This window comes from Streptomyces hainanensis, assembly GCF_004348415.1.
In the GTDB taxonomy this organism is placed as follows: domain Bacteria; phylum Actinomycetota; class Actinomycetes; order Streptomycetales; family Streptomycetaceae; genus Streptomyces; species Streptomyces hainanensis.
Window position 1 is genome coordinate 1 of the sequence record NZ_SMKI01000248.1, and the last position, 11636, is coordinate 11636.

At 70.8% G+C, this 11636-nt stretch carries 8 protein-coding genes; 5 read left to right on the forward strand and 3 right to left on the reverse strand.

Features of this window, described 5'->3' with window-relative positions; genetic code table 11:
- Positions 1–126: 126 nt before the first annotated feature.
- Positions 127–3120 (reverse strand): 3-keto-alpha-glucoside-1,2-lyase-like domain-containing protein, encoded by a 2994-nt coding sequence (locus E1283_RS21800; RefSeq protein ID WP_132819807.1) that lies wholly within the window; start codon positions 3118–3120, stop codon positions 127–129.
- 707 nt (positions 3121–3827) lie between these two features.
- Here E1283_RS21800 and E1283_RS21805 point away from each other — a divergent pair.
- The 3 genes from E1283_RS21805 to E1283_RS21815 all read left to right on the forward strand — a co-directional run bounded on the left by E1283_RS21805 (position 3828) and on the right by E1283_RS21815 (position 6579).
- The gene (locus tag E1283_RS21805) at positions 3828–4673 is read left to right on the forward strand and encodes an ABC transporter permease (RefSeq protein ID WP_132819808.1); all 846 of its coding nucleotides are present in this window, start codon (positions 3828–3830) and stop codon (positions 4671–4673) included.
- 41 nt (positions 4674–4714) lie between these two features.
- Positions 4715–5749, forward strand: coding sequence for an ABC transporter substrate-binding protein (locus E1283_RS21810; RefSeq protein WP_132819809.1), 1035 nt, complete (start codon positions 4715–4717; stop codon positions 5747–5749).
- A gap of 71 nt (positions 5750–5820) precedes the next feature.
- Positions 5821–6579, forward strand: a complete 759-nt coding sequence (locus tag E1283_RS21815; RefSeq protein WP_132819813.1) for an ABC transporter ATP-binding protein — start codon at positions 5821–5823, stop codon at positions 6577–6579.
- Between the two features lie 104 nt (positions 6580–6683).
- Here E1283_RS21815 and E1283_RS21820 read toward each other — a convergent pair whose 3' ends face one another.
- Together E1283_RS21820 and E1283_RS21825 are read right to left on the reverse strand one after the other, a co-directional pair.
- The gene (locus tag E1283_RS21820) at positions 6684–7706 is read right to left on the reverse strand and encodes a LacI family DNA-binding transcriptional regulator (RefSeq protein ID WP_132819814.1); all 1023 of its coding nucleotides are present in this window, start codon (positions 7704–7706) and stop codon (positions 6684–6686) included.
- A gap of 76 nt (positions 7707–7782) precedes the next feature.
- Positions 7783–8106, reverse strand: a complete 324-nt coding sequence (locus E1283_RS21825; RefSeq protein ID WP_132819810.1) for an L-rhamnose mutarotase — start codon at positions 8104–8106, stop codon at positions 7783–7785.
- A 286-nt stretch (positions 8107–8392) separates the two neighbouring features.
- Between E1283_RS21825 and rhaI the strand changes: the two genes are divergently transcribed.
- Both rhaI and E1283_RS21835 read left to right on the forward strand, forming a co-directional pair.
- On the forward strand, positions 8393–9553 hold the full coding sequence (gene rhaI / locus E1283_RS21830) for an L-rhamnose isomerase (protein WP_132819811.1): 1161 nt from the start codon (positions 8393–8395) through the stop codon (positions 9551–9553).
- A 5-nt stretch (positions 9554–9558) separates the two neighbouring features.
- The gene (locus E1283_RS21835) at positions 9559–11622 is read left to right on the forward strand and encodes a bifunctional aldolase/short-chain dehydrogenase (RefSeq protein WP_132819812.1); all 2064 of its coding nucleotides are present in this window, start codon (positions 9559–9561) and stop codon (positions 11620–11622) included.
- Positions 11623–11636: the final 14 nt, after the last annotated feature.

The window sequence follows — 11636 nt, forward strand, 5'->3', positions numbered from 1 at the left end:
CAGTATGGCCGAGCACCCGCCCCTGGTACAGACCATTGGGTCGCATCCTGCGGGAGGGTGGACACACCGCGCGGTGTGTCCACCCTCCCGCGCCTCACGCCCCCGGGATCCCGCTCCGCGCCGCCCTCACAGGTCCATGACCCGCACGTCGCGGAACCAGACGTCGGAACCGGTGTGGTGGTTCTGCAGGCCGACGCGCCCCGAGGAGAGGTCCCGGTCGGGGTCGGCGCCCTCGGTGTCGAAGTCGTTGATCAGCACGTCGTTGAGGTAGACCCGGACGTTCAGGTCCTCGACCACGATCTCGTACGTGTTCCACTCGCCCGGCGGGTTCAGCGCCGCGTCCCGGGCCGCGATGTCGGCGCCCTGGAAGTTGTAGATCGCGCCCGTGGTGCGCTCGGGCTCGTCCGTGGCGTCGATCTGCACCTCGAAGCCCTGGTTGCGCGCCTCGGGGTCGCCCGCGGGGTCGGGGACACCGATGTGCACGCCGGAGTTGTCGTCCCCGGCCATCTTCCAGTCCAGCTTCAGCCGGTAGTCGGTGAGTTCGTCGGGATGGGTGATGAGCCCGAGTCCGCCGACGGACCGCATCGTGCAGTCGGCCTGGAGGATGAAGCCACCGGGGCCGGCCGTCTCCCACTCGGCGAAGCGCTCCTCGGTGCCGTCGAACAACGTGCGGTAGCCCTCGTCGGGCTCGGCCGGGGCGCAGGGCTCCTGCTGGACGCGCAGGTGGTCCCAGTTCACGTGGCGGTCGTCGTCCTCGCCGGCGGAGACCGTGATGGTGTTCGTCCCCGCCCGCAGGGGGAGTTGCTCGACGTGGTCGGCCCAGGTCTGCCAGGTCCCGGTCGTCTCGACCGCGATCTGTCCCAGGTCCTCACCGTTGACGGCGAGCGAGATCGTCTTGGTGCCGACGTACGGGTTGGGCCCGTTGGAGTACCGGAAGGTCACCGGGTAGGTCCCGGCCTCGTCGACCCCGACGTTCCAGGTCAGTTCGGCGCCGATGTTGTCGAAGCCGTCGACGTAGCCGTCCCCGGTGTGGTTGCCGTGCTCGTCGTCGAGGTCGGCCCGACCGCGCAGTTCCCCGTCCTCGGCCTCGTACATGCCGAGCTCGTTGGGCGGCTCGACGTAGTTCGGGATGGTGTGGACGGTGTACCAGGCCTCGGTGCTCCACAGCGCGGTGCCGTCGGCGGACTCGAACGGGCGTGGCGAACGCACGTGCACGACCCGGTCCTCGCGCAGCCCGGGGATGTCCAGGCTCACCGTGCGCCCGTCGTCGGACACCGAGGCGTCGGCGACGGACAGGACCTCCTCGTGCTGCTTCTCGCCGCCGTACTGCGAGGTCGGGGTGTACGTCCACTGCTCCACCTCGTACCGTTCGACGGCGTTCTCGATCACGTCGGCGGAGACCGGCTTGGTGTAGGTGAGGTCGAACCCGGTCTCGGTGATCTCCATCGACAGGATGTCCATGGCGTCCTCGGACGTGGGCGTCAGCTTCTGGAGGCCGTAGGGGAACTTGCCCGGCTGCTGCCAGTTGCCACCGCCGCCGATGCCGCCGACGTAGAACGAGCCGTCCGGGCCGATGGCGAGGCGGCTGACGCCGGACTCGAGACCCTGGGTCATCCGGAAGACCGCGCCCTGCCGCCGGCCGTCGACCTCCTCGAGGAACGCCCGCTGGATGCCGCCGTAGGTGACGTCGCCGAACACCGTCTGCCCCTCGAACACCCCCTGCTCGACCTGGACCGGATTCGTCGGCGAGTTCGCTATCTCGCCGTGTGGCAGCCACAGCACCGGCTCGGTGACCGGCTGGTCGTCGAACGGACCCGGCGGGGTCGTGTAGTGGTTGTAGAAGGCACCCGGCTCGATCTCGACCAGCTTCGACGACGGCAGCCAGTCCCCCTGGTTGTCCGTCACGAAGACCTCGCCCTCGGGGCCCCAGCCGATCCCGTTCGGGGTGCGCAGGCCACCCGCGACGTACTCGAGATCGCCGGTCTCCTTGTCGATCCGCACCGAGGTGCCGCGGTTCTCCACGTGCTGGGGCACCGTGGTCCTGCCGCCCGGGGTGATGGCCACCGACAGGTTCAGGTAGTAGTGGTCCTCGTCGGCCAGGAGACCGAAACCGAACTCGTGGTACGTGCCGCCGCTCGGCCAGGTGGCGATGGCCGCCTTGTCCTCGTAGAAGCCGTCGCCGTCGGCGTCGATCAGCCTGCTGAGCTGGTGCTTCTCGGCGACGATGACCTCGCCGTCCTCCACGAGCACGCCCTGCGGCTCGTTCATGTCGGTCGCGACGACCTCGGTGGTGGTGTTCTCGGGGTCGGCGTCCTCCCCGACGGTGCCCTCCACGATCTCCACGGCGCCGTCGAAGCTCTCCCTGCCGGCCCAGGTGGTGATGACCATGCGGCCGTCGTCGAACCAGTCCATGCCGGTGACCTTCGGCTCGAATCCCTCGGGCCGCAGGTCGGTGAGCGTGTAGTTCGGGTGGACTCCGGCCAGCGGCGCCCCGTCCCCGGGGCTCGCGTTGACGTCCGCGCAGCTCTTCACCCCGGGCGACGTCACACGCGTGACGCCCGCGTCGGTGGTCAGCACCGACTCGGGTACGAGCACGAACGCGTCCTCCCCCGGTGGCCGCCACTCCAGGCGCAGCGCCTTGCCGTAGGCGCCCTGGAAGTAGTCGACGCGCAGGGCGTGCGCCCCCGCGGTCAGTTCGGCCCGGCCGTCGGCCGCCGTCGGCGGCTGCCGTTGGTCGTTCTCGATGATCTGCTCGCCGTCGAGGTACAGCCGGGAGCCGTCGTCGCTGGTGACCCGGAAGTCGTAGACGCCGTCCTCGGGAACGTGGATGTTCCCGATCACGTGCCCCATGAAGTTGTTCGCGATCCCTCCGAAGTCCGCGTCCGACTCCCAGTCGACGGTCGGTCGCAGGACATCGATGTTCGGTGTCTGCCCCTCGGTCAGGACGCAGATCCGCTGCGGCTCGAATCCCACGTCGAAGGCGCGGAGTGTGACACCCGGCTCCTGTGGCGGCAGGTCGCCGTCGGAGGAGGCGTTGGCCGAGGTCACCGGCAGGATCACCGCGGCGACCAGGGCGGCCCCCAGGGCTAACGCTGGATGGCGATGTGGCCTCACACGCATGAACTGACTCCTTTACACGGCTCGGGGAGCTACGGTTCGGCAGGCGTTCTGCCGGTCGTCGGGATCGGCTCGGAGGCGGATTCGGTGCCGCGCGGATCTCCGTGAATGTCGTGGGCCGACGCCGTGGGGCGAATTCCGGGAGTCGCCGGGGGGACGTCGTTTTCCAGAGGGAGAAGAAGCGCTTCCCGGAAACCGTCGGAGCGGCTCGGGGGAAGCGGGTGTGTCCTCGGCGGGCAGCCTCGGCCTGGATGCGGGGACGCGCCGTCGCCCTCGCCGCCCGACGAGCCGGAGGGGTGACGGAGGCACCATCGGGAGAGGCGGGCGGCGCGGAGACTTCCGCGCCGGGACGTCCGATCGGTGGGGGTGGCGATGGTGGACGCGGGAAGGATCTTCGTTCGCTTGCGGGACGGGTAAGCGCTTTCGCCCCCGGGGAAACTAGGGATTCCCCGGAATCCTGTCAATACGTCGGGCCGCACGAACGGCGGAGCCCCACCTCGGCCGGCCACCGACGACTCCCGGCGCGGCCACCTCCGCGCGGGGTCGGGATCGCCGCGGGACGCCCTCGCTCTCCCTCGCTTCCCTCGGCCCGCCCTTTGCACAGGCATTGACCCCTCCACCTACGCCAACTTTAATATCCCGGGGAAAGCGCTATCCGGCATTGCGAGGCTTCTCACCCCCGTCTCCTGAAGCGCGACGTGAGGTTTCAGATGACTCAACAGGCGCAATACGCCTCACCCGTTCCACCAGTTCCGCTGACCGAGGATGCGCCAGGCCGCAGGCGTCGTGCCTCGCGCGGGGCGATCGCCGCCGTCTACCCCCTGACGTTTCTCGTGTTACTGGTGGTGACGTGGTTCTTCGTGACCGCCACCGAGTTGGTCGAGCCCTACATCATCCCCTCACCCGGAGACACCTGGCGAGCGTTCGCCGACTACCCCGACTACCTGTGGGAGCACACGCTCGTCACCATGGGGGAAACCATCGCCGGGTTCGCGATCGCCGGCGTCGTCGGCATTCTCTTCGCCGTCCTGATGGTCTACTCGTCCACGCTGGAAAAGACGTTCTACCCACTCATTCTCTTCGCCCAGGTGATCCCGAAGATCGCGATCGCGCCGCTGTTCGTGGTGTGGCTCGGCTTCGGCGCCAGTCCGAAGATCCTCGTGGCCGTCCTCATGGCGTTCTTCCCGGTGGTGATCTCCGGGATCAGCGGCCTGCGTTCGGTCGACCCCGAACTCCTCGAACTCACCTCCACCATGGGGGCGTCACCCGTCAGGACCTTCTGGAAGGTCCGCCTCCCGGCGGCGCTGCCCGAGCTGCTGTCCGGCCTCAAGGTCGCCGCGACCCTGGCCGTCACCGGCGCGGTCGTCGGTGAGTTCGTCGGCGCCAACTCCGGCCTGGGCTACGTGATCCTCCAGGCCAACGGCAACCTCGACACGGCCATGCTCTTCGCCGCGCTCATCATCATGTCCGTCGTCGGAATCCTGCTCTTCGCGGTCATCCAGGTCGCCGAGGTGTTCCTGATCCCGTGGCACGCCTCGCGCCGCAACCGGCGCTGAACCGCTCTCCCAACCGACCGCCTCTGACCGAAGGATGCCTCATGACCAGTCGAACATCCCTCAGGCCGGCGCGCTCCCCCCTGACCGCCCTCGTCGCCGGGGCCGGCGCCCTGGCCCTCGTCGCCTGCGGAGGTGGCGGGGAGACGTCGGGAAACGGCGACGACGAGGTCACGTTACAACTCAACTGGTACCCCTACGGCGAGCACGCTCCCTTCTACTACGGCGTGGCGGAGGGGATCTTCGAGGAGCACGGGATCTCGCTCACCATCGAGGCCGGGCAGGGCTCCGCCAGGACCGTGCAGGCCGTCGGTCAGCAGGACTTCGACTTCGGCTGGGCCGACACCCCCGCGGTGCTGGCCAACATCGACGGCGGGGTCGACGTGAGATCCGTGGGCGTCTTCCTCCAGTCCACCCCGTCGGCGGTCCAGGTGTTCAGCGAGACCGGCATCGAGGAGCCCGCGGACCTCAGCGGCCGGACGATAGCCGTCTCGGCCGGTGACGCCGTCACCCTCACCTTCCCCATGTACCTGGAGGCGGTCGGGCTTTCCGAGTCCGACGTCCAGCAGCAGAACCTCGACTCCGCCGGCAAGACCGCGGCGATGCTGAGCGGCCAGGTCGACGGCCTCATCGGCTTCGCCCACGACCAGGGCCCCGCGCTCTCGGACACGAGCGGCAGGGAGATCACCTACCTCCGCTACACCGACGCCGGGCTGAACTTCTTCAGCAACGGCCTCATCGCCCACACCTCCCGCATCGCCGACGACCCCGAGCTGGTCGAGCGGATGGTGGCCGCCACCTCGCAGGCGTTCGAGGCCGCGCGGCAGTCTCCCGAGGACGCCGTCGCCGCCATGGACGACGGGGACCCGCAGTTGCCCGACGCGGACGTCCTCCTCAACCAGTGGCAGGAGACGATGTCGCTGCTCTCCACGGAGAACACCGAGGGACTGGCCCCCGGCCACACGGCCGAGGAGGACTGGCGGGGGACCATCGAGGTGCTGGCCGAGGCGGGGCTCATCGAGGCACCCAGGGAGACGGAGGCCTACTTCGACGCCTCGTTCACCACGGGAGGGGAGTGAGCGTGCTCGCCAGCACCTTCGACGGCGACCAGAGCGGCACCACGGGCGGAGTGCCCGCGTCGGAGGGCGCCATGGTCGCCGTCCGGAGCGTCGACGTCACCTTCCGGACCAGGAGCCGCACGGTACACGCGCTCAGCGGCATCGACATGACCATCGCGCCCGGCGAGTTCCTCAGCATCGCGGGCCCCTCGGGCTGCGGGAAGTCGACCCTGCTGCGGGTCGTCGCCGGGCTGACCCGGACGAGTGCCGGCCAGGTGACGCTCCGCGGCACCCCCGTGGTGGGCCCGCGCCGCGACGTCGGGTTCGTCTTCCAACGCGCGGCACTCCTGGACTGGCGCGACGCCCGCGGCAACATCCTGTTCCAGGCCGAGATGCGCGGACTGCCGAAGGCGTGGGCACGCAGGCGGGCCGACGAACTCATCGAGATAACCGGCCTGACCGGCTTCGAGAAGGCCATGCCCTTCGAACTCTCCGGCGGGATGCAGCAGCGGGTGTCCCTCTGCCGTGCCCTGCTGCACGAGCCCGACCTCCTGCTGATGGACGAGCCCTTCGGCGCCCTCGACGCGCTGACCAGGGAGAACATGAACGTCGAGCTGCGCCGGATCTGGGAGGCCACCGGCATGACGGTCATGCTGGTGACGCACTCGGTGACCGAGGCGGTGTACCTGGGCTCCCGCGCCATCGTCATGGGGCCGCGCCCGGGACGCGTCATCGAGGAGTTCCCCATCGGCATTCCGGGTCACCGGGAGTACGAGCCGACGCTGGAGAGTCCGGAGTTCCAACGGCTCAGCGGCCGCATCCGCGGACTTCTCGGCTCCGGCGCCGGCTGACGATGCGGTGCGGTGCGGTCCCGTGCGGTGCGGCGCGGGGGGCGCCGCCGGCGGCCCGGCCGGCGCCGCCGTTCGACGCGGTCACGACGTGCGGAGCGGGCGGCTCACGCCCGCGCGGCCAGGCTGGACTCGCGGACGATCAGCTCCGGGTCGAGGACGATGCGCTGGTGCCGGTGGAGCCCCGCCTCCTCCCCCGTCTCCTCGAGAAGCAGTTCGGCGGCCTGCCGCCCCATCCGGACGGCCGGTTGACGTACCGACGTCAACGGGACGGCCGCCGCCGCGGCGAACTCGATGTCGTCGTAGCCCACGAGCGCGACCTCGTCGGGCACCCGGACCCCGGCCGCGAACAGCGCCTGGAGGACCCCGAGGGCCAGCAGGTCGTTGGCGCAGAACACCGCCGTGGGGCGGTCGGCCATCCCGAGCAGCCGCCCGCCCGCGTCCCGCCCGGCCGCCACGTCGAGCCGCTCGGCCTCCAGGTGACGCAGCGCCGAGGCGGGCAGCCCGGCCTCGGTGAGCGCGGCCTCCGCACCCTCCTTGCGGTCCTGGCACTGTTGGAGTGTCATCGGGCCGCTGACGTAGGCCACCGAGGAGTGGCCGCGCGCGAGCAGGTGCCGCACGGCGAGGGTGCCGCCCAGCACGTCGTCCACCGAGACCGAGCAGCCCTCGGCACTCGGCAGCACCCGGTCGACCAGCACGAACGGGATGCCGTGGCGGCGGAAGTCGGCCAGGTTGCGGCCGGACATGTCGGCCGGGGTGACCAGCACTCCGCGCACCCGCTGCTCGGCGAAGAGCGAGAGGTAGTCGGACTCCTCGGACGTGCTCTGCGCGCTGTTGCAGAGCATCACGCCGAGGGTGGCGGCGCGGGCCACCCGCTCGGCTCCCGAGGCCACGTCCACGAAGAACGGGTTGGCCATGTCGAGGACCAGCAGGGCGATGATCCGGCTCTGGCCGGCCCGCAGTTGACGGGCCGACTCGCTGCGCACGTAGCCGAGCTCGACGATGGCACTCTGGACCCGCTCCCGGGTCTCGTCGGCGACCATGTGGGGGCGGTTGATCACGTTGGAGACCGTGCCCACCGACACCCCCGCCTGCCGGGCGACTTCCTTGATCCCCACCGTGTGCGCCATGTGCCGTGCCCCGTTCATCTCCGTTACGCGCCAGTCACCGCCCGGCCATGGTACGGACCGTGCGCGGTGCGTGTGCTCAGGCCAGATGGAAGACCTCGGTCAGCGGCTTCATGGCCTCGTCGGGACGGGAGCCGTCCAGGGACTCGAAGAAGTCCGCCATCTCCGCCTGCCAGCGGGCGTTGACGTCGGTGGCGGCCATCGCCGCCTGCGCCGCGGCGAAGTCGTCGGTCTCCAGATACCCCACCAGGAGCCCGTCGTCGCGCAGGAAGAGCGAGTAGTTGTGCCAGCCGGCGGCGGACAGCGCGTCCAGCATCTCCGGCCAGACGGCGGCGTGCCGCTCCCGGTACTCCTCGATCCGGTCCGCCCGGACCTTGAGCAGAAAACACACCCGCCGCGACATGGTCGCCCGCCTCTCCGCCGTCGCCCCGGGCCACGGGGCGCGGGCGCGGCCGCGGACGGCGGGGCTGAGGGATTCACTCAATGAAAGGATTCACTCGAACCCCGGCAAGCTAGCCACCCCCGCCGCCGAGCGTCAAGATCCCCAGTTCAACCCCGACGGCCCACCGAACGGCGAACGGCACACCGATCATGATCCCGCTCCCTTGACAGCGATCGCCAACCGCTCTTAGCGTCGCCCTAGTGAAACGATTCATATTCGGTGTCCGCACCCCGGGAGCCCTGATCGCATGACCGCCCCATCCGCCGTCAAGGCGGCACTGACCTCGCAGTCAATCGAGACCCCGTCGTGGGCCTACGGAAACTCCGGCACCCGCTTCAAGGTGTTCGCGCAGGAGGGGGTGCCGCGCACCCCGCGCGAGAAGTTGGACGACGCGGCGCAGGTGCACCGGTACACCGGAGTCGCGCCGACCGTCGCGCTGCACATCCCCTGGGACCGGGTCGACGACTACGCCGCGCTGGCGGGGTATGCCGAGGACCAGGGGCTCCGGATCGGCGCCATCAACTCCAACACCTTCCAGGACGACGACTACCGGCTCGGCAGCGTCTGCCACCCGGACGCCACGGTGCGCCGCAAGGCCCTCGACCACCTCCTCGAGTGCGTGGACATCATGGACGCCACCGGCTCCCGCGACCTGAAGCTCTGGTTCGCGGACGGCACCAACTACCCGGGCCAGGACGACGTCCGATCCCGCCAGGACCGGCTCGCCGAGGCGCTGGACGCCGTCTACGCGCGGCTCGGCGACGACCAGCGGCTGCTGCTCGAGTACAAGTTCTTCGAGCCGGCCTTCTACAGCACCGACGTGCCGGACTGGGGCACCGCCTACGCGCACTGCCTGCGGCTCGGTCCCAAGGCGGAGGTCGTGGTGGACACCGGGCACCACGCGCCGGGCACCAACATCGAGTTCATCGTCGCGGTGCTGTTGCGGGAGGGGAAGCTGGGCGGCTTCGACTTCAACTCCCGCTTCTACGCCGACGACGACCTGATGGTCGGCGCGGCGGACCCGTTCCAGCTGTTCCGCATCATGTACGAGGTGGTGCGCGGCGGTGGGTTCACCTCCGACGTGGCCTTCATGCTCGACCAGTGCCACAACATCGAGCCGAAGATCCAGGCGATCATCCGCTCGGTGATGAACGTCCAGGAGGCCACCGCCAAGGCGCTCCTGGTGGACCGGGACGCGCTCGGCGTCGCGCAGGCCGAGGGTGACGTGCTCGGCGCCAACGCGGTGCTGATGGACGCCTTCAACACCGACGTGCGGCCGTTGCTGGCCGAGGTGCGGGAGGAGCAGGGGCTCGCCCCCGACCCGATCGCCGCCTTCCGGGCCTCCGGCTGGGCCGAACGGATCAGGACCGAGCGCGTGGGCGGCCAGCAGGCCGGCTGGGGGGCGTGACGACGATGACCGACCCATCGGAGAAGGGCGCCGGGCTCCACCCGGCGGTCGAGGCGCTGCTCGACCGCTCGCACCGGCTCGGCGCGGACCCGCGGAACACCAACTACGCGGGCGGCAACACCTCGGCCAAGGGCGCCGCCACCGACCCGGTGACCGGCGGCGACGTCGAGCTGGTGTGGGTGAAGGGCTCGGGCGGCGACCTCGGCACGCTGCGCGCCGAGGGCCTGGCCGCGCTGCGCCTCGACCGGCTGCGCGCGCTGCGCGACGTCTACCCGGGCGTGGAGCGCGAGGACGAGATGGTCGCCGCGTTCGACTACTGCCTGCACGGCAGGGGCGGGGCGGCGCCGTCCATCGACACGGCCATGCACGGCCTGGTCGGGGCACCCCACGTGGACCACCTGCATCCGGACTCCGGCATCGCGCTGGCCTGCGCCGCGGACGGCGAGGAGCTCACCCGGGAGTGCTTCGGCGACCGGGTGGTCTGGGTGCCGTGGCGGCGGCCCGGCTTCCAGCTCGGCCTGGACATCGCGGCGGTGCGGGAGGCCCATCCGGCGGCCGTCGGCTGCGTGCTCGGCGGCCACGGCGTCACGGCCTGGGGCGAGACCAGCGAGGAGTGCGAGCGCAACTCGCTGTACATCATCAGGACCGCGGAGGCGTTCCTCGCCGAGCGCGGCAGGAGCGAGCCCTTCGGCCCGGTGCGCGCCGGCTTCGAACCGCTGCCCGGGGACGTGCGGCTGTCCCGGGCGGCCGAACTGGCGCCGACGATCAGGGCGTTGGCCTCGGCCGACCGGCCGCAGGTCGGGCACTTCACGGACTCCGAGGTGGTGCTCGACTTCCTGGCCAGGGCGGAACACCCGCGGCTGGCCGCGCTCGGCACCTCCTGCCCCGACCACTTCCTGCGCACCAAGGTGCGGCCGCTGGTGCTCGACCTGCCGGCCGACGCGCCGCTCGACGAGGCGCTGGCGCGGCTGCGGGAGCTGCACGCGGAGTACCGGGAGGAGTACCGGGCCTACTACGAGCGGCACGCGACCGCCGACTCGCCGGCGATGCGCGGCGCCGACCCGGCGATCGTGCTGGTGCCCGGCGTGGGCATGTTCTCCTTCGGCAAGGACAAGCAGACGGCGCGGGTGGCCGGCGAGTTCTATGTCAACGCCATCAACGTGATGCGCGGCGCCGAGGCGGTCTCGTCCTACGCGCCGATCGAGGAGTCGGAGAAGTTCCGGATCGAGTACTGGGAGTTGGAGGAGGCCAAGCTGCGGCGGATGCCGCCGCCGAAGCCGCTGGCGACCAGGATCGCGCTGGTGACGGGCGGCGGCTCGGGGATCGGTCGGGCGATCGCGCACCGGCTGGTGGCCGAGGGCGCCTGCGTGGTGGTGGCCGACCGGGACGCCGCGGCGGCCGAGACCGTCGCGAAGGAGCTGGGCGGCGCCGACCGGGCCGCGGCGGTGGCCGTGGACGTCACCTCGGAGGAGCAGATCGCGGCGGCGTTCCAGGCCGCGGTGCTGGCCTTCGGCGGAGTCGACCTGGTGGTCAACAACGCGGGCATCTCGATCTCCAAGCCGCTGCTGGAGACGACGACGGAGGACTGGGACCGGCAGCACGGCATCATGGCGCGCGGCTCGTTCCTGGTGTCGCGTGAGGCGGCCCGGGTGATGATCGAGCAGGGGCTGGGCGGTGACATCGTCTACATCTCCTCCAAGAACGGCGTGTTCGCCGGGCCCAACAACATCGCCTACGGCGCGACCAAGGCCGACCAGGCGCACCAGGTGCGGCTGTTGGCGGCCGAGCTGGGGCAGCACGGGATCCGGGTCAACGGCATCAACCCGGACGGGGTGGTGCGCGGCTCGGGGATCTTCGCCGCCGGCTGGGGCGCCAAGCGGGCCGCGGTCTACGGCGTTCCCGAGGAGAAGCTCGGCGAGTACTACGCGCAGCGCACGCTGTTGAAGCGCGAGGTGCTGCCCGAGCACGTGGCGAACGCCGTGTTCGCGCTGACCGGCGGCGAACTGACGCACACCACGGGGCTGCACATCCCCGTGGACGCGGGGGTGGCCGCCGCGTTCCTGCGCTGAGGACAACCCCGCCC

Coding starts and splice junctions, on each gene's coding strand:
- E1283_RS21805 (WP_132819808.1), top strand. CDS start 3,828: ATGACTCAACAGGCGCAATACGCCTCACCCGTTCCACCAGTTCCGCTG.
- E1283_RS21800 (WP_132819807.1), bottom strand. CDS start 3,120: ATGCGTGTGAGGCCACATCGCCATCCAGCGTTAGCCCTGGGGGCCGCC.
- E1283_RS21825 (WP_132819810.1), bottom strand. CDS start 8,106: ATGTCGCGGCGGGTGTGTTTTCTGCTCAAGGTCCGGGCGGACCGGATC.
- rhaI (WP_132819811.1), top strand. CDS start 8,393: ATGACCGCCCCATCCGCCGTCAAGGCGGCACTGACCTCGCAGTCAATC.
- E1283_RS21815 (WP_132819813.1), top strand. CDS start 5,821: ATGGTCGCCGTCCGGAGCGTCGACGTCACCTTCCGGACCAGGAGCCGC.
- E1283_RS21820 (WP_132819814.1), bottom strand. CDS start 7,706: ATGGCGCACACGGTGGGGATCAAGGAAGTCGCCCGGCAGGCGGGGGTG.
- E1283_RS21810 (WP_132819809.1), top strand. CDS start 4,715: ATGACCAGTCGAACATCCCTCAGGCCGGCGCGCTCCCCCCTGACCGCC.
- E1283_RS21835 (WP_132819812.1), top strand. CDS start 9,559: ATGACCGACCCATCGGAGAAGGGCGCCGGGCTCCACCCGGCGGTCGAG.